Raw genomic sequence first — 18,548 nt, 5'->3', positions numbered from 1 at the left:
AATCAAGGAGGTATGTCACGTGGCTAAAAAAGTAGTTAAATTAGTTAAATTGCAAATTCCTGCAGGGAAAGCAACTCCAGCTCCACCCGTAGGTCCAGCTTTAGGTCAAGCACAAATCAACATCATGGGATTCTGTAAAGAATTCAATGCTCGTACTGCTGATTTAAATGGATTAATCACTCCCGTTGTTATTTCTGTATATGAAGATCGTTCATTTACATTTATTACAAAAACTCCACCTGCTGCTGTTTTACTTAAAAAAGCTGCTGGTGTTGAATCTGGTTCTGGTGAACCAAACACTAAAAAAGTTGCAAAAGTAACTCGCGACCAAGTAAGAGAAATTGCAGAAACAAAAATGGCTGATTTAAACGCATCAGACGTTGAATCTGCTATGTTAATGATCGAAGGTACTGCAAGAAGCATGGGATTCACTGTAGAAGGTTAATTCTGTAGTCCGCTTCTCAGTATACCTTATGCGTAATGGTGTAAGGATTAAGTGGGAGGTAAAACCGTTATAACCACAATCAAGGAGGAAAAAAATTATGGCTAAAAAAAGTAAACAATATTTAGCAGCAGTTGAAAAAGTTGATGTTTTAAAAGCTTATTCATTAGAAGAAGCTGTAGCATTAGTTAAAGACGTTAATTTTGCTAAATTTGACGCAACTGTAGAAGTTGCTTATAGACTTGGCGTTGACCCTAAGAAAGCTGACCAACAAATTCGTGGAGCAGTTGTTCTTCCAAACGGAACAGGGAAAACTCAAAAAGTATTAGTATTTGCTAAAGGCGAAAAAGCTAAAGAAGCTGAAGCTGCTGGAGCAGATTACGTAGGAGAAGCTGAATTAGTTCAAAAAATCAATGGCGGATGGTTTGATTTCGACGTTGTTGTAGCAACTCCAGACATGATGGCTGAAGTTGGTCGTCTTGGACGTGTTTTAGGACCTAAAGGCCTAATGCCAAACCCTAAAACTGGTACTGTTACAATGGACGTTACTAAAGCAATCAACGAAATCAAAGCTGGTAAAGTAACTTACCGTGTTGACAAAGCAGGGAATGTTCATGCTCCAATCGGTAAAGTATCATTTGACAATGCTAAATTAGTTGAGAACTTCAAAACAATTAATGACACAATGTTAAGAGTTAAACCTTCAACTGCAAAAGGCGAATACATCAAAAACATTACAGTAACTACTACTTTTGGACCTGGTGTTAAAGTTGATGCAGGATCATTTAAATAAATAACTATTAAAAGTCTTGACCTAGACGATGGAAATTGTTAAAATCGTCTAGGTTAAGAAATATTACCGAAGACAGTAGGTGGCTGATGCCTTAATTTCCTGCCGAGGATGAATATGTGAAAACATACAATTATCCCTCTATGTCTAAGGTGACGTAGAGTTTTTTGCGTTTAATGAGCCTTTAAGCTTTTGAAAACAAAGAATTCTAGCCAATCGATCGGGAGGTGAAAAATTAATGAGTCAAGCAGCAATCGCAAAAAAACAAGAATTAGTTGATTTAGCATCAACTAAATTTAAAGAAGCAGCTTCAGTAGTCGTAATGGACTACCGTGGATTAACTGTTGAAGAGGTGACTAATTTACGTAAACAATTACGTGATGCAGGAATCCAAATGAAAGTTATCAAAAATTCAGTTTTAAGCCGTGCAGCAGAAGCAGCAGGTTTAGAAGGAATGGACGATGTTTTTAAAGGACCTACAGCAATTGCTTTTAGTAATGATGACGTGGTAGCACCTGCAAAAATTATCGCTGAATTTGCTAAAGGAGCAGCTGCATTAGAAATCAAAGGTGGCGTAATTGAAGGACGTGTTTCTTCAGCTACTGAAATCAATGCTCTTGCAACATTACCAGATCGCGATGGTTTGTTATCAATGTTGTTATCTGTACTTCAAGCACCAGTTCGCAATACTGCACTTGCTATCAAAGCAGTTGCAGAATCAAAAGAAGAAGTAGCTTAATTAAGCGAGTTTTTCTTGAATATCAAGCAAGTTGAATCAAAAAAAAAATACCCAATAATGGAGGAAACCAACAATGGCATTAAACATTGAACAAATCGTTGCTGACTTGAAAGAATCAACGATTTTAGAATTAAACGACTTAGTAAAAGCAATCGAAGAAGAATTTGGCGTAACTGCAGCAGCTCCTGTAGCAGCAGCAGGTGCTGGAGAATCAGCAGCAGCTGAACAAACTGAATTTACAGTAGAATTAACTTCTGCTGGAGACTCAAAAATTAAAGTTATCAAAGCTGTACGTGAAGCTACAGGCCTTGGCTTGAAAGAAGCTAAAGGATTAGTTGATGGAGCACCAGCAGCAATCAAAGAAAACATTTCTAAAGAAGATGCTGAAGCTTTGAAAGAAGCTTTAGAAGCAGCTGGAGCATCTGTAGAAGTTAAATAATTTAACTTTACTATGCTTTTAAAAAGACACGCAGTCCGCTGCGTGTCTTTTTTATCTTTATTGAGTGATAAGCGAGTTGTTAAAAAGCTAAATTAAGGAGGAATAAATATGTCAGATCATTATTTTACTAATAAACCCACTGTTGTAAGTGAAACAGCTGCTTGGACATATACATTACGCGGGCACGAGTTTAAATTCGTCACTGACGCAGGAGTGTTTTCTAAAAAAACGGTTGATTTTGGTTCTCGATTATTAATTGAAGCCTTTGATTTTTCAGAGATGATTCCAGGCGATCTATTAGATGTTGGATGCGGATATGGTCCAATGGGCTTGGCGTTAGCAAAAGAAGACCCTGAACGTAAAGTGGAAATGGTTGACGTCAATGAGCGGGCACTAGGATTAGCTAAACAAAATGCATCAAATAATCGGTTGCCAAATGTGTTGATCCATACATCAGATATCTATGAATCAGTAGTAGGGAAAGATTTTGCGGCAATCGTTAGCAATCCTCCTATTCGTGCGGGTAAGGAAGTGGTTCATGGTATTTTAACCGGTGCTTTTGAGCTATTAAAAAAGGGTGGTACGTTGACGATTGTGATTCAGAAAAAACAAGGTGCACCGAGTGCTAAGGCTAAAATGGAAGAAACATTTGGCAATGCTCAAGTAATGGTTAAAGATAAAGGGTATTGGATTATTCAAAGTGTGAAAAACTAAAAAAATGATTGACTTAACCAGAGTAATAATGTAAAATAATCTAATGCATATAGTGTGTCTTAAAGAAGAAAAACTTGTTTTGAAATATTGTCCAGAACAAGTTTAAAGAAGAAAACAAAAGGAAATGGATTTTTATTTTTTAAAAGTTCACGAATCTTTTGGTTTTTTTTTGCCAAAAAATAGACGGATATATAGATTGTTACTTGTTTTTAATAAAAGTAACGTAAATGAAATATATTAATTTGCTTAGAACGACCACACTAAAAACAGTTTGAGGGGTGAACAGGTTGGCAGGCCATTTAGTAAATTACGGTAAGCACCGTACACGTAGAAGTTTTTCACGTATCCATGAGGTTTTAGAACTTCCAAATTTAATTGAAATTCAAACTGATTCTTACCAATGGTTCTTAGATGAAGGATTACGCGAAATGTTTAAAGACATTTCTCCAATCGATGATTTTGCTGGAAATCTTTCATTAGAATTTACGGATTACCAGTTACAAGAACCTAAATATACCGTTGAAGAAGCTCGCTCACATGACGCAAACTATTCAGCTCCAATCTATGTTAAATTACGTTTAATTAACAAAGAAAGTGGAGAAGTTAAAGAACAAGAAGTTTTCTTTGGCGATTTCCCATTAATGACAGAAATGGGGACATTCGTTATTAACGGAGCAGAACGAGTAATCGTTTCTCAATTAGTACGTTCTCCAGGTGTTTATTTCCATGGAAAATTAGATAAAAACGGTAAAGAAGGATTTGGTTCAACTCTTATCCCTAACCGTGGAGCATGGCTTGAATTTGAAACTGATGCAAAAGACCTTTCTTATGTTCGTATAGACCGTACACGTAAAATACCATTAACTGTATTGGTTCGTGCATTAGGATTTGGATCAGATGATCAAATTTTGGAAATCTTTGGTGACAACGAAAGTCTTCGTTTAACAATGGAAAAAGATTTGCACAAAAACGCTAGCGATTCTCGTACAGAAGAAGCCTTGAAAGATGTTTATGAACGTCTTCGTCCAGGTGAGCCCAAAACAGCGGATAGTTCAAGAAGCTTATTAACAGCTCGCTTTTTCGATCCAAAACGTTATGACTTAGCAAATGTTGGTCGTTACAAAGTAAATAAAAAATTAAACTTAGCAACACGTTTATTCAATCAAACATTGGCTGAAACATTAGTTGACCCTGAAACAGGCGAAATCATTGTTGAAGCAGGTACATTTTTAGACCGTGATCAAATGAACAAGTTAACACCGTATTTGACTGCTGGTTTAAACAGTGTGACATATTATCCATCAGAAGACAGTGTTGTTCCAGAACCTGTAGAATTACAAGTTGTAAAAGTCTTTTCTCAAAAAGACCCAGAACGCGTTGTAAATATGATTGGAAACAAAATAATTGCTGATGAAACAAAAAATGCTACACCAGCTGATATTTTAGCTTCTATGAGTTATTTCTTTAACTTACAAGAAGGTATTGGCAATGTAGACGATATTGACCACTTAGGAAACCGTCGTATTCGTTCAGTAGGTGAATTGTTGCAAAATCAATTCCGTATTGGTTTGTCTCGTATGGAACGTGTGGTTCGTGAACGTATGTCTATCCAAGATATGGCTACAGTTACACCGCAACAATTGATCAATATTCGTCCAGTTGTAGCATCAATCAAAGAATTCTTTGGTTCATCTCAATTGTCTCAGTTCATGGACCAAACAAACCCATTGGGTGAGTTGACTCATAAACGTCGTCTATCTGCATTAGGACCCGGTGGATTAACTAGGGACCGTGCTGGATATGAAGTTCGTGATGTGCATTATTCCCATTATGGCCGTATGTGTCCGATTGAAACACCAGAAGGTCCAAACATTGGACTAATCAACAGTCTATCAAGTTACGCTAAAGTAAATAAATTTGGTTTCATTGAAACGCCTTACCGTCGTGTTGACCGCGAAACAGGTGTTGTTACGGATCAAATTGATTACCTAACAGCTGACGAAGAAGATAACTATGTTGTTGCACAAGCAAATGCTCCATTAAATGAAGATGGCACATTTACAAATGATATTGTACTTGCTCGTTACGTGGAAGAAAACTTAGAGGTTCCTATTAGTCGTGTTGACTACATGGACGTTTCTCCTAAACAAGTAGTCGCAGTAGCAACAGCTTGTATTCCGTTCTTAGAAAATGATGATAGTAACCGTGCTCTTATGGGAGCAAACATGCAACGTCAAGCTGTTCCATTAATCCACCCTCAAGGACCACTTGTTGGAACGGGTATGGAACACGTAGCTGCTCGAGATTCAGGAGCTGCATTGATTTGTAAAAATGATGGTATCGTTGAATACGTAGATGCAAATGAAATCCGCGTACGTCAAGAAAATGGTGCTTTGAACAAATACGCGGTAACAAAATTCCGTCGTTCAAATTCAGGTACTTGTTACAACCAACGCCCAATCGTAGAAAAAGGCGATCGCGTTGAAAAAGGTGAAATCTTAGCCGATGGTTCTTCTATGGAAAATGGCGAAATGGCTTTAGGTCAAAACCCATTAGTAGCCTTCATGACATGGGAAGGTTATAACTATGAAGATGCTATCATCATGAGCGAACGCTTAGTTAAAGATGATGTATACACTTCTATTCATATTGAAGAATTTGAATCAGAAGCACGTGATACAAAACTTGGGCCTGAAGAAATTACTCGTGAACTTCCAAACGTTGGAGACGACGCTTTGAAAGACTTAGACGAAATGGGAATTATCCGTATCGGTGCTGAAGTAAAAGATGGCGATTTATTAGTTGGTAAAGTAACTCCTAAAGGGGTAACTGAATTATCTGCTGAAGAGCGTCTATTACATGCTATCTTTGGTGAAAAAGCTCGTGAAGTTAGAGATACATCTCTTCGTGTACCACATGGTGGTGGCGGAACAGTTCATGATGTTAAAATCTTTACTCGTGAAGCAGGCGATGAATTATCACCAGGCGTAAATATGCTTGTTCGTGTTTACATCGTTCAAAAACGTAAAATTAACGAAGGGGATAAAATGGCCGGACGTCATGGTAATAAAGGGGTTGTCTCTTTGATCATGCCGGAAGAAGATATGCCATTTATGCCTGACGGAACTCCAGTTGACATCATGTTGAACCCATTAGGGGTACCATCACGTATGAATATTGGACAAGTATTAGAATTGCACATTGGAATGGCTGCTCGTCAGTTAGGTATCCACATTGCAACACCAGTATTTGATGGAGCGTCAGATGAAGATGTATGGGACACTGTTAGAGAAGCTGGAATGGCTGCTGATGCGAAAACTGTATTATATGATGGACGCACAGGAGAACCTTTCGATAACCGTATTTCTGTTGGAGTTATGTACATGATTAAATTAGCCCACATGGTTGATGATAAGTTACATGCACGTTCAACTGGACCTTACTCATTAGTTACACAACAACCATTGGGTGGTAAAGCTCAATTTGGTGGACAACGTTTTGGAGAAATGGAAGTTTGGGCTCTTGAAGCGTATGGGGCAGCTTATACACTACAAGAAATCTTAACTTACAAATCCGATGATGTTGTTGGTCGTGTGAAAACATATGAAGCAATTGTTAAAGGCGAAAAAATTCCAAAACCAGGTGTTCCAGAATCATTCCGCGTATTAGTAAAAGAATTGCAATCATTAGGTTTAGACATGAAAGTGCTAAATGAAAATGATGAATTAATTGAATTGCGTGATATGGATGATGATGACGATATCGTGAACCCAGATGCATTAAATAAATATGCTGAAGAGCAAGAAAAGATTCGCGCTGAAGCAGCTGAACAAGAAAGATTAAAAGAAGACTAAAACGGGCAGAACTCGAATGGTTCATAAGTTGACATGACTTAAGTGACTATTCGAGCACTCCTTTTAAAACAAAGATAGATACCACTATCTATAAAAAAAACAATAGAGCAGGTAGGGCAGCTCAACAAAAATAAAGGGAGGTTAGCCCCTTGATAGACGTTAATAATTTTGAAAGCATGCAGATTGGTTTGGCTTCTCCAGATAAAATCCGTAGTTGGTCTTATGGTGAAGTAAAAAAACCAGAAACCATTAACTACCGTACCTTAAAACCAGAACGTGATGGCTTGTTCTGTGAACGTATTTTTGGACCTTCAAAGGACTGGGAATGTGCTTGTGGAAAATACAAACGTATCCGTTATAAAGGGATTGTTTGTGACCGTTGTGGAGTAGAAGTTACACGCTCAAAAGTTCGTCGTGAACGTATGGGTCATATTGAATTAGCAGCACCAGTTTCTCACATTTGGTACTTTAAAGGTATTCCAAGTCGTATGGGTCTTGTCTTAGACATGAGTCCGCGTGCTCTTGAAGAAATCATTTACTTTGCCTCTTATGTGGTTATCGAACCAGGTAGCACTTCATTAGAAAAGAAACAATTATTAACAGAAAGAGAATACCGTGAAAAACGTGAACAATACGGCAATGAATTTCAAGCTGAAATGGGAGCAGAAGCGGTTAAACAACTCTTAAACGATGTTAAATTGGATCAAGAAGTTGAAGAATTAAAAGAAATCTTAAAAACAACTACAGGTCAAAAACGGACACGTGCTATTCGTCGCTTAGATATCTTAGAAGCATTCCGTAATTCTGGAAACCACCCTTCATGGATGGTAATGGATGTTATTCCTATCATCCCACCAGAAATTCGCCCAATGGTTCAATTAGAAGGTGGACGTTTCGCTACAAGTGACTTAAATGACTTGTACCGTCGTGTAATCAACCGTAACAACCGTTTGAAACGTTTATTAGATTTAAACGCTCCAAACATTATAGTACAAAATGAAAAACGTATGTTGCAAGAAGCAGTAGATGCATTGATCGATAATGGTCGTCGTGGCCGTCCAGTTACTGGACCAGGTAACCGTCCATTGAAATCATTGTCACATATGCTTAAAGGGAAACAAGGACGTTTCCGTCAAAACTTGCTAGGTAAACGTGTCGATTATTCAGGACGTTCTGTTATCGTTGTTGGACCTTTCTTGAAAATGTACCAATGTGGCTTACCAAAACAAATGGCAATTGAATTGTTCAAACCTTTTGTAATGAAAGAGTTAGTTTCACGTGATATTGCAAGTAACATTAAAAATGCAAAACGTAAAATTGACCGTCAAGATGATGCTATCTGGCCAATCTTAGAAGAAGTTATCCGTGAACATCCAGTACTATTGAACCGCGCACCTACTTTACACAGACTTGGAATTCAAGCATTTGAACCCGTTCTTGTTGAAGGTAAAGCTATCCGTCTTCACCCATTAGTATGTGAAGCGTATAATGCCGATTTTGATGGTGACCAAATGGCTGTCCACGTACCTTTAAGTGACGAAGCACAAGCTGAAGCTCGTATGTTGATGCTAGCTGCCCAAAACATTTTAAATCCAAAAGATGGTAAACCAGTAGTAACACCATCTCAAGATATGGTGTTAGGTAACTATTACCTAACAATGGAAGAAGAAGGACGCGAAGGCGAAGGAATGCAATTTAGTAGTTTGAATGAAGCAATGCTTGCTTACCAAAGCGGATATGTTCATTTGCATTCTAGAATTGCAATCAAACCAACTGATATTCCAAACAAACCATTTACTGAATGGCAAAAAGATAAATTAATGATCACTACTGTTGGTAAATTGATCTTTAACGATATCATGCCAAATGAATTCCCGTATATGAATGAACCAACACAAAGTAACTTAGAAGTGCAAACTCCAGACAGCTATTTTGTTGAAGGTGGCATAAATGTTCTTGAACACATTCAAGCTCAAGAATTAGTCAAACCATTCAAAAAGAAAAATCTTGGAAATATCATTGCTGAAGTATTCAAACGATTCAAAATAACTGAAACGTCTAAAATGCTAGACAGAATGAAAGATCTAGGATACAAATATTCAACAAAAGCTGGTATTACAGTTGGTATCTCCGACATCGTAGTATTAGAAGAAAAACAAGAAATTCTAGATAATGCTCATAAACAAGTTGAAAAAGTAACGAAACAATTCCGTCGTGGTTTAATTACGGATGAAGAACGTTATGAACGTGTTATTGATATCTGGAACAAAACAAAAGATCACATTCAAATCCGCTTAATGGAAAGTTTGAATGACCTTAACCCAATCTTCATGATGAGTGACTCTGGTGCCCGTGGGAATATTTCCAACTTTACTCAGCTTGCTGGTATGCGTGGATTGATGGCTGCACCGAATGGTCAAATCATGGAATTACCGGTTACTTCTAACTTCCGTGAAGGATTATCTGTCTTAGAAATGTTTATCTCTACCCATGGAGCTCGTAAAGGGATGACCGATACAGCCTTGAAAACAGCCGACTCAGGTTACTTGACTCGTCGTTTAGTTGACGTTGCACAAGATGTTATCATTCGTGAAACAGACTGTGGTTCTGACCGTGGATTAGTGATTCAAGCAATCAAAGAAGGAAACGAAGTAATTGAACCACTTGAAGAACGCCTATTAGGACGTTACACTCGTAAAACAGTCTTTAACCCTGAAGATGGAACAGTTATTATTGGTGAAAACCAAATTATTACTGAAGACATTGCAAGAGAGATAATAGCTGCAGGAATCGAAGAAATTACGATTCGTTCCGTATTTACATGTAATACTAAACACGGTGTATGTAAACATTGTTATGGCCGTAACTTAGCAACCGGTTCTGAAGTTGAAGTTGGAGAAGCAGTTGGAACAATTGCCGCTCAATCAATCGGAGAACCCGGTACTCAATTAACAATGCGTACGTTCCATACAGGTGGGGTTGCCGGAGATGATATTACTCAAGGGCTTCCTCGTATCCAAGAAATTTTTGAAGCTCGTCACCCTAAAGGTCAAGCTGTCATTACTGAAGTTACTGGGGAAGTCGTATCGATCGATGAAAATCCAGCAGCTCGTACGAAAGAAGTTACAATCAAGGGAGATACGGATACTCGTTCTTACCAAGTACCTTTCTCTGCACGTTTGAAAGTTGAAGAAGGAGATATTATTCACCGTGGTGAAGCATTAGACCAAGGTTCAATTGATCCTAAAGAATTATTACGTGTTCGTGATGTGCTTGCTGTTGAAAACTACTTGCTACGTGAAGTTCAAAAAGTATACCGTATGCAAGGGGTAGAAATCGGCGACAAACATATCGAAGTTATGGTACGTCAAATGCTACGTAAAGTACGCGTAATGGATCCAGGTGAAACAGATATTTTACCAGGTACATTGATTGACATTCATGATTACACAGATAAAAACTTTGACACATTGGTATCTGGCGGAATTCCTGCAACGGCTCGTCCTGTATTGCTTGGAATTACAAAAGCTTCCCTTGAAACAAATAGTTTCTTATCTGCTGCATCATTCCAAGAAACAACACGTGTCTTAACTGATGCTGCTATTCGTGGAAAACGTGATCCGTTATTAGGATTGAAAGAAAATGTTATCATTGGTAAAGTTATTCCAGCTGGTACCGGAATGGCTAAATACCGTAAAATGAAACCTAAAGGCGTTGGCGTTGTAAGCGAAAATGTTTACAGTATCAATGACCAAATCGAACCTAAATAACTTGAAAAGAGTTCCTCATATCTGATATGAGGGCTCTTTTTTTTGTTCATTTTAGCAAATGATTAAAATGTTGTTTTTTGAACTAGAACAATTCAATTAAAGAGGTGCGAAGTACCGTGTTAAGGATGAATGGATTGTCATAGGGTATTTAAAATCGAGTTAAAGACTATACAAGTGTGTATGTATTAACCCTATGGTACTTAACAAGCATTTGCACACCATATAAATACGATAAATCTCTCAATACAGTGTGCGAATACTTTTTTTAGTGATGAATTTTTTAATTTTACATTAACAACCAAGTCGTGAAAAAATCTTGTAAAAAATAAGTCGAAAATGTTCCTAAAAAAATAAAGGGGGCAAATGGAATAGGATGTTTATAGGGGATTTTTTTGCTGACCACTAATGGAAAATGAATTAAAAGTGCTAAAAAGCAAGCAATCATAATAGCAATCAAAGTTAAGTTATAACCAAGTAATAATCCGATGATACCGAATAATTTTACGTCACCGCCACCTATAGGAGTAGAAGAGAACTGATAAAGCAGGTAAAAAAAACAGAAAAAACCAAAACCGCTAAAAAGATAAGAGCTGAAAGGATGAGGATGGATTGCCAAACGACCTAAGAAAACCCACAACAAGAAAAAAAGCATTAAACGGTCAGGTAAGAGTTGATAGCAAATATCCGTAATGATAAAGATGAGACTGAAGGAAATAATTCCGATAACAAATAAGCCTTCTGTTGGTGAATACAGGAAAGTTAAAAAGGTAGCTAAAAAGATAGCTCCAGTGAAAGCTTCGGCTAAAGGATATAAAATGGAAATAGGCTGTTTGCAATTTCGGCACCGCCCTTTTTGAATAACATAAGATAAAATAGGGATCAGCTCAAAAACCTGCAATGTTTGCTGACAATTCGGACAGTGAGAACGTGGAAAGACAATAGATTGATGAATAGGCACTCTTAAACCAACTACCATTAAAAAAGAACCAAAACAACACCCTGTAAACCAAATAAGTAAAAACAAGATACTTGTCTGCATTTTTTTCGCCTCGATTCAATAAGTTACAATAAATATCTGTTATTTAGTAAAGAAAGCTTTAAAAAAATAGAGAGTAGGAGTATACTAATGAAAGTGCAAAAAAGATAAAAAAACTTTTAGCATTTTCAACTCAACTTGTTGACAATATTATTAGACCATGTTATGATTCAAAAGGTGCTTTTGTACGCAGATTCCTGTCTATCAGTCGTGCTGACTGGTACATTGGCCTTAAACTATACGGAACGGTTGGTTGCAATTTTGCAGCACTTATTTTTTTGCTGAAAAAAGAACCGCCTGGATGTGTGGACTAGAATAATAACATAGGGAAGGAGGAAACAATCGATGCCTACTATTAATCAATTAGTACGTAAACCTCGTAAATCAAAAATTGAAAAGTCTGAATCTCCGGCTTTAAACAGAGGTTACAACAGCAAAAGAAAAAAACAAACAACAGTAAACTCACCTCAAAAACGTGGTGTTTGTACTCGTGTGGGAACTATGACTCCTAAAAAACCTAACTCAGCGTTACGTAAATATGCACGTGTTCGTTTGTCTAACTTAATTGAAGTAACTGCTTATATCCCAGGTGAAGGTCACAACTTGCAAGAACATAGTGTGGTTCTTTTACGTGGAGGACGAGTGAAAGATTTACCAGGAGTTCGTTACCACATCGTTCGTGGAGCTTTAGATACTGCTGGTGTTGCAGATCGTAAACAAAGCCGTTCTAAATACGGAACTAAACGCCCTAAATAATAAGCTTAGTGCTTAAAAAAACAAAAACTATTCTAAAAAGATAATTATTATCGAAAGGAGGAATTTGGATGCCTCGTAAAGGTCCTATTACTAAACGTGATGTTTTACCTGATCCACTATATAATTCTAAACTTGTAACTCGTTTGATCAACCGTATCATGGTTGACGGAAAACGTGGGAAAGCTGCTACAATTCTTTATAATGCATTTGACATGATTAAAGAACAAACTGGCAATGAACCTATTGAAGTATTTGAACAAGCAATGAAAAATATCATGCCTGTTCTTGAAGTTAAAGCTCGCCGTGTTGGGGGTTCTAACTACCAAGTTCCGATCGAAGTTCGTCCAGAACGTCGTACGGCTCTTGCTCTTCGTTGGTTAGTAAGCTACTCTCGTTTACGCGGAGAAGATACTATGGAACAACGTCTTGCTAAAGAAATCATGGATGCTGCTAACAATACTGGAGCAGCAGTTAAAAAACGTGAAGACACTCATAAAATGGCTGAAGCTAACAAAGCGTTTGCTCATTACCGCTGGTAAGATTTTTTCTAGAAAAGACTGCGTTGCCATTTGTGCAGCGTAGTCTTTAAAGGAAAAATTGAAGTTTCTTAGTTCAAATTAATTTAAGAGAGGTGTTATTGCAAGATGGCAAAAAGAGAATTTTCTCTAGAGAATACCCGTAATATCGGAATCATGGCTCATATTGATGCTGGTAAAACAACAACAACTGAACGTGTTCTTTATTATACTGGTAAAATCCACAAAATCGGTGAAACCCATGAGGGTGCTTCACAAATGGACTGGATGGAACAAGAACAAGAACGTGGTATTACAATTACATCAGCTGCAACAACAGCTGCTTGGCATGATCACCGCGTAAACATCATCGATACTCCTGGTCACGTTGACTTCACTGTTGAAGTTGAACGTTCTCTACGTGTACTAGATGGTGCTGTTGCTTTACTTGATGCACAATCAGGTGTTGAGCCTCAAACTGAAACGGTTTGGCGTCAAGCGACAACTTACGGCGTACCTCGTATTGTATTTGTAAACAAAATGGACAAAACAGGTGCAGATTTCTTGTATTCTGTGGGTACTATTATTGATCGCTTACAAGCAAACGCTCATCCGATTCAATTGCCAATTGGTGCTGAAGATAACTTCACAGGTATCATTGACTTAATCAAGATGAAAGCTGAAATGTATACAAATGATTTAGGAACAGATATCCGCGAGGAAGAAATTCCTGAAGAATACGTAGAACTAGCAGAAGAATGGCGTACAAAATTAGTTGAAGCAGTAGCTGATACAGATGAAGCTTTAATGGAGAAATATCTTGAAGGTGAAGAAATCTCTGAAGCTGAATTGAAAAAAGCTATCCGTACTGCAACAGTTAACGTTGAATTCTACCCAGTTTTATGTGGTTCAGCATTCAAAAACAAAGGTGTTCAAATGATGCTTGATGCAGTCGTTGACTACCTACCGTCACCACTTGATGTACCTGCAATCCAAGGGATCTTACCAGATTCTGAAGAAACTGTAGAACGTCACTCTGATGACAGCGAACCATTCTCAGCATTGGCATTTAAGGTTATGACTGACCCGTACGTAGGTCGTTTAACTTTCTTCCGTGTTTATTCTGGTACGTTACAAGCAGGATCTTATGTACAAAACTCAACTAAAGGAAAACGTGAACGTGTAGGACGTATCTTACAAATGCATGCGAACTCTCGTAGCGAAATTCCTGAAGTATTTGCTGGAGATATTGCTGCAGCTGTCGGATTGAAAAATACGACTACTGGGGACACTTTATGTGATGAAAAAGATCAAGTAATCTTAGAATCAATGGACTTCCCAGAACCAGTTATCCAAGTAGCTATTGAACCAAAATCAAAAGCTGACCAAGATAAAATGGGTGTTGCGTTACAAAAACTTGCTGAAGAAGATCCAACTTTCCGTGCTGAAACTGACCACGAAACTGGCGAAACAATTATCGCTGGTATGGGTGAGTTACACTTGGACATCATTGTTGACCGTATGAGACGTGAATTCAATGTTGAAGCTAGTGTTGGTGCTCCACAAGTTTCTTATCGTGAAACATTCCGTGGTTCTACTCAAGCTGAAGGTAAATTCGTTCGTCAATCAGGTGGTAAAGGTCAATACGGTCACGTATGGATCGAATTCTCTCCTAATGAAGAAGGAAAAGGTTTTGACTTTGAAGATGCAATCGTTGGTGGTACTGTTCCTCGTGAATATATCCCAGCAGTAAAAGCTGGTTTAGAAGCTTCATTAGACAACGGAGTTCTTGCTGGATATCCATTAGTTGATATTAAAGCAAAACTTTATGATGGTTCATACCATGATGTCGATTCAAATGAAACTGCCTTTAAAGTTGCTGCTTCAATGGCATTGAAAAATGCTGCTAAAAAAGCAAATCCAGTTATTTTAGAGCCTATGATGGGTGTTGAAATTACAATTCCTGAAGATTATTTAGGAGACGTAATGGGACACATCTCTGCTCGTCGTGGACGTATCGAAGGTTCTGAAGCTCGTGGAAATACTACTATCGTTAAAGGTATGATTCCATTAGCTGAAATGTTCGGTTATGCAACTGCATTACGTTCAGCAACACAAGGTCGCGGTACTTTCTCAATGACATTTGATCATTATGAAGATGTACCAAAATCTATCTCTGAAGAAATCATCAAGAAAAATGGTGGAACAGCTAGTTAATCTTAATTAGTTCTCCAACCTTAAGTATTGATTTTCTAAAGAATAATCGTTATAATTTTTACAAATGATGAGGGTGGAGCAAAACGCTCTATTCTTATCAATAAAAAAAGAACTCATTATGAGGAGGAAATTACTAAAATGGCAAAAGAAAAATACGATCGCTCAAAAACGCACGTTAACATTGGTACTATTGGACACGTTGACCATGGTAAAACAACATTAACTGCTGCAATCACAACTGTATTAGCTAAAAGAGGTTTCAAGAGTACTGCAACGGACTACGCTTCAATCGATGGAGCTCCTGAAGAACGCGAACGTGGAATCACGATCAACACTTCTCACGTTGAATACGAAACTGCAACTCGTCACTACGCTCACGTAGATTGCCCAGGCCATGCCGATTACGTTAAAAACATGATCACTGGTGCTGCACAAATGGATGGAGCTATCTTAGTAGTATCTGCTGCTGATGGTCCAATGCCACAAACTCGTGAACACATTCTATTGTCTCGCCAAGTTGGTGTTCCATACATCGTTGTTTTCTTAAACAAAGTTGACCAAGTTGATGATGAAGAATTATTAGAATTAGTTGAAATGGAAGTTCGTGACTTATTGTCAGAATATGACTTCCCAGGCGATGACACTCCAGTTATCTCTGGTTCAGCTCTTAAAGCTCTTGAAGGCGTTGAAGAATTCGAAGATAAAATCATGGAATTGATGGATGCTGTAGATTCTTACATCCCAACTCCAGAACGTGATACTGACAAACCATTCATGATGCCAGTTGAGGATGTATTCTCAATTACTGGACGTGGAACAGTTGCTACAGGACGTGTAGAAACTGGACAAATCAAAGTCGGTGAAGAAGTAGAAATCATCGGAATTCACGAAGCTACTACTAAATCAACAGTTACTGGTGTTGAAATGTTCCGTAAATTGTTAGACTTTGCTCAAGCAGGGGACAACATTGGTGCATTATTACGTGGGGTTGCTCGTGAAGACATCCAACGTGGACAAGTTTTAGCTAAACCAGGTTCAATTACTCCACATACAAAATTCTCAGGTGAAGTTTATATCTTATCTAAAGAAGAAGGTGGACGTCACACTCCATTCTTCGCTAACTACCGCCCACAATTTTACTTCCGTACTACTGACGTAACTGGTGTTGTTGAGTTACCAGAAGGTACTGAAATGGTTATGCCAGGAGACAACGTTACAATTAACGTTGAATTGATCGCACCTATCGCTATCGACCCAGGTACTAAATTCACTATCCGTGAAGGTGGACGTACTGTTGGAGCTGGCGTTGTAGCTTCAATCGAAGCTTAATCAACTCTTAAAAATAAAATTTAAAAATTGACTCTATCTGGAATAGAGCGTGCCCATCCGAGAAAAAAGCCTTGTCATTGCGACAAGGCTTTTTTATTTTTTTATTAAATGTTGCTTTATTTGTATAGTATACTAGGTGCGAAGAGCAGAGCACTTAAAAATGAACAAGGGGTTGTAAAGATGAATTCAAAACTAATTATTTTGCGTGGCAACTCTGGAAGTGGCAAAACAACAACTGCTTTAAGACTGCAAGAAATCTTGGGAAAGGCGACTTTAGTTGTTTCTCAAGATATGGTTAGACGGGATATGCTCAAAGTTAATGATCGAGAAGGAAATTTATCTATAGAATTGATTAAGCAAATTGCTGAGTACGGTTTAGGAAAATGCCCATTTGTAATAGTAGAAGGTATTTTGAGTACTAAAAGATATAAAGAGATGTTACTAAAGCTAATCAAGGTCTTTGAATCAGATACTTATATTTATTACTTTGACATACCTTTTGAAGAAACCCTTGAAAGACATAAAAAAAGAGGGAAAGTAAATGAGTTTGGAGAAACTGAGATGCGCAGTTGGTGGAATGATAAAGATTATTTAGGGGTTCCAAACGAAAAAACTATTAGGAAAGACTCAACGCAAGAAGAAGTTGTGCAAGAGATATTAAATGATATAGGGTATAAAGAAACTACGTTTAGCCTTAATGGGTAAGTATGTACTAGGAAATTGTGTTTTGTGCTAGTTAAAAAGCTCAGATAATATTAACCAAGGTAATCCAAAAGAATGAAAAAGAAATTTTTACATAAAAGTAAGGAAACTCTCATAAATTTATCATTGTTGTGTTACACTAAATAGCATTAGTGATAAGGAGTGGTAATTATGGTAAAAGCAGTAGACATTGACTGGGAAAATTTAGGCTTTAGTTACATTAAAACGGACTACCGGTATATTTCTTACTGGAAAGACGGACAATGGGATGCTGGAACTTTATCAGAAGATAATAAAGTTCATATCAGTGAAGGGTCGACAGCCTTACACTATGGCCAAACTGTTTTTGAAGGGATGAAAGCTTACCGAACAAAAGATGGATCAATCAATCTTTTTAGACCAGAACAAAATGCTGAACGGATGCAACGTAGCTGTAGACGTTTAATGATGCCAGTAGTACCAACAGAAGAATTTATTGAAGCTGTTAAAAAAGTAGTAAAAGCGAATGAACAATATATTCCGCCTTATGGAACAGGAGGATCTTTGTATCTTCGCCCATATATGATTGGTGTTGGAGATAATATTGGTGTAAAACCGGCTGAAGAGTATTTGTTCTCTATTTTTTGCATGCCTGTAGGAGCTTACTTTAAGGGTGGACTGACCCCAACGAACTTTGTCGTCTCAGATTATGATAGAGCTGCTGGTAATGGAACAGGTGCAGCTAAAGTAGGAGGGAATTATGGGGGGAGTTTACTTCCGGGAGTAGAAGCGCATAAACGCAATTTTAGCGATGCGATTTATTTAGATCCAATAACCCATACTAAGATAGAAGAAGTAGGTTCAGCGAATTTCTTTGGCATCACGAAAGACAATAAATTTGTGACACCAGTTTCTCCTTCTATTCTACCAAGTATCACAAAATATTCTTTGCTTTATCTTGCAAAAGAACGTCTAGGACTTGAAGTGGTAGAAGGCGACGTCTTTATTGACCAATTAGAAAGATTTGAAGAAGCCGGAGCTTGTGGAACGGCTGCCGTGATTTCACCAATTGGAGGAATTCAATACAAAGATGATTTTCATGTCTTTTATAGTGAAACAGAAACAGGACCGGTCACTAAAAAATTATATGAAGAACTGACAGGAATCCAGTATGGTGATGTAGAAGCACCGGACGGCTGGATTGTAAAAGTTTAGTAGGATTCGATAGAGAGTATAAATATATATATATATAGAAGAAGAAAAAAA

At 37.7% G+C, this 18,548-nt stretch carries 14 protein-coding genes and 1 other annotated feature; of the genes, 13 read left to right on the top strand and 1 reads right to left on the bottom strand.

Going from position 1 to position 18,548, the window contains the following annotated elements:
* The first annotated feature begins 19 nt into the window (after positions 1-19).
* The 7 genes from rplK (at position 20) to rpoC (ending at position 10,748) form a co-directional block, all read left to right on the top strand.
* Positions 20-445, top strand: coding sequence for a 50S ribosomal protein L11 (rplK, locus tag BP18_RS10545; RefSeq protein WP_029278386.1), 426 nt, complete (start codon positions 20-22; stop codon positions 443-445).
* Between the two features lie 97 nt (positions 446-542).
* The gene (gene rplA / locus BP18_RS10540) at positions 543-1,235 is read left to right on the top strand and encodes a 50S ribosomal protein L1 (protein ID WP_029276493.1); all 693 of its coding nucleotides are present in this window, start codon (positions 543-545) and stop codon (positions 1,233-1,235) included.
* 48 nt (positions 1,236-1,283) lie between these two features.
* Positions 1,284-1,411: a sequence feature (ribosomal protein L10 leader region), on the top strand.
* Between the two features lie 59 nt (positions 1,412-1,470).
* Positions 1,471-1,971 (top strand): 50S ribosomal protein L10, encoded by a 501-nt coding sequence (gene rplJ, locus BP18_RS10535; protein WP_029276491.1) that lies wholly within the window; start codon positions 1,471-1,473, stop codon positions 1,969-1,971.
* Between the two features lie 73 nt (positions 1,972-2,044).
* Positions 2,045-2,410 (top strand): 50S ribosomal protein L7/L12, encoded by a 366-nt coding sequence (gene rplL / locus BP18_RS10530; RefSeq protein ID WP_007725723.1) that lies wholly within the window; start codon positions 2,045-2,047, stop codon positions 2,408-2,410.
* A 108-nt stretch (positions 2,411-2,518) separates the two neighbouring features.
* Complete coding sequence (locus BP18_RS10525) at positions 2,519-3,124, top strand: class I SAM-dependent methyltransferase (protein WP_029276488.1); 606 nt, start codon at positions 2,519-2,521, stop codon at positions 3,122-3,124.
* Positions 3,125-3,411: 287 nt separating this feature from the next.
* Positions 3,412-6,978 carry a DNA-directed RNA polymerase subunit beta gene (gene rpoB, locus BP18_RS10520; protein ID WP_007725718.1) on the top strand — a complete coding sequence of 1,189 codons (3,567 nt, stop codon included), beginning with the start codon at positions 3,412-3,414 and terminating at the stop codon, positions 6,976-6,978.
* Positions 6,979-7,127: 149 nt separating this feature from the next.
* Positions 7,128-10,748, top strand: a complete 3,621-nt coding sequence (rpoC, locus tag BP18_RS10515) for a DNA-directed RNA polymerase subunit beta' (RefSeq protein ID WP_007725716.1) — start codon at positions 7,128-7,130, stop codon at positions 10,746-10,748.
* Between the two features lie 286 nt (positions 10,749-11,034).
* Here rpoC and BP18_RS10510 read toward each other — a convergent pair whose 3' ends face one another.
* Positions 11,035-11,787, bottom strand: coding sequence for a prepilin peptidase (locus BP18_RS10510; protein WP_029276486.1), 753 nt, complete (start codon positions 11,785-11,787; stop codon positions 11,035-11,037).
* A gap of 342 nt (positions 11,788-12,129) precedes the next feature.
* On the opposite strand from BP18_RS10510, the gene rpsL reads away from it, so the two are divergent.
* The 6 genes from rpsL (at position 12,130) to BP18_RS10480 (ending at position 18,497) form a co-directional block, all read left to right on the top strand.
* Complete coding sequence (gene rpsL / locus BP18_RS10505) at positions 12,130-12,540, top strand: 30S ribosomal protein S12 (RefSeq protein ID WP_013712040.1); 411 nt, start codon at positions 12,130-12,132, stop codon at positions 12,538-12,540.
* A gap of 68 nt (positions 12,541-12,608) precedes the next feature.
* Positions 12,609-13,079: a 30S ribosomal protein S7 gene (rpsG, locus tag BP18_RS10500; RefSeq protein ID WP_013712039.1), complete on the top strand. Its 471-nt coding sequence runs from the start codon at positions 12,609-12,611 to the stop codon at positions 13,077-13,079.
* 105 nt (positions 13,080-13,184) lie between these two features.
* Positions 13,185-15,272, top strand: a complete 2,088-nt coding sequence (gene fusA, locus BP18_RS10495; RefSeq protein WP_029276482.1) for an elongation factor G — start codon at positions 13,185-13,187, stop codon at positions 15,270-15,272.
* A gap of 138 nt (positions 15,273-15,410) precedes the next feature.
* On the top strand, positions 15,411-16,601 hold the full coding sequence (gene tuf / locus BP18_RS10490; protein WP_029276480.1) for an elongation factor Tu: 1,191 nt from the start codon (positions 15,411-15,413) through the stop codon (positions 16,599-16,601).
* A 180-nt stretch (positions 16,602-16,781) separates the two neighbouring features.
* Complete coding sequence (locus BP18_RS10485; protein WP_029276478.1) at positions 16,782-17,306, top strand: kinase; 525 nt, start codon at positions 16,782-16,784, stop codon at positions 17,304-17,306.
* A 168-nt stretch (positions 17,307-17,474) separates the two neighbouring features.
* Positions 17,475-18,497: a branched-chain amino acid aminotransferase gene (locus BP18_RS10480; RefSeq protein ID WP_029276476.1), complete on the top strand. Its 1,023-nt coding sequence runs from the start codon at positions 17,475-17,477 to the stop codon at positions 18,495-18,497.
* The last annotated feature ends 51 nt before the right edge of the window (positions 18,498-18,548 follow it).

Origin of the sequence: Carnobacterium jeotgali MS3, from assembly GCF_000745125.1 — a bacterium.
In the GTDB taxonomy this organism is placed as follows: domain Bacteria; phylum Bacillota; class Bacilli; order Lactobacillales; family Carnobacteriaceae; genus Carnobacterium_B; species Carnobacterium_B jeotgali.
Note: the sequence above shows the minus strand (reverse complement) of the source record. Positions and strands in the feature narration are given on the sequence as shown.

What these genes read in the sequence shown, in the direction of transcription:
- BP18_RS10480 (WP_029276476.1), top strand. Translation starts at nt 17,475, where the DNA reads ATGGTAAAAGCAGTAGACATTGACTGGGAAAATTTAGGCTTTAGTTAC.
- rpsG (WP_013712039.1), top strand. Translation starts at nt 12,609, where the DNA reads ATGCCTCGTAAAGGTCCTATTACTAAACGTGATGTTTTACCTGATCCA.
- rplL (WP_007725723.1), top strand. Translation starts at nt 2,045, where the DNA reads ATGGCATTAAACATTGAACAAATCGTTGCTGACTTGAAAGAATCAACG.
- rpsL (WP_013712040.1), top strand. Translation starts at nt 12,130, where the DNA reads ATGCCTACTATTAATCAATTAGTACGTAAACCTCGTAAATCAAAAATT.
- tuf (WP_029276480.1), top strand. Translation starts at nt 15,411, where the DNA reads ATGGCAAAAGAAAAATACGATCGCTCAAAAACGCACGTTAACATTGGT.
- rplJ (WP_029276491.1), top strand. Translation starts at nt 1,471, where the DNA reads ATGAGTCAAGCAGCAATCGCAAAAAAACAAGAATTAGTTGATTTAGCA.
- BP18_RS10525 (WP_029276488.1), top strand. Translation starts at nt 2,519, where the DNA reads ATGTCAGATCATTATTTTACTAATAAACCCACTGTTGTAAGTGAAACA.
- rplA (WP_029276493.1), top strand. Translation starts at nt 543, where the DNA reads ATGGCTAAAAAAAGTAAACAATATTTAGCAGCAGTTGAAAAAGTTGAT.
- BP18_RS10510 (WP_029276486.1), bottom strand. Translation starts at nt 11,787, where the DNA reads ATGCAGACAAGTATCTTGTTTTTACTTATTTGGTTTACAGGGTGTTGT.
- BP18_RS10485 (WP_029276478.1), top strand. Translation starts at nt 16,782, where the DNA reads ATGAATTCAAAACTAATTATTTTGCGTGGCAACTCTGGAAGTGGCAAA.
- fusA (WP_029276482.1), top strand. Translation starts at nt 13,185, where the DNA reads ATGGCAAAAAGAGAATTTTCTCTAGAGAATACCCGTAATATCGGAATC.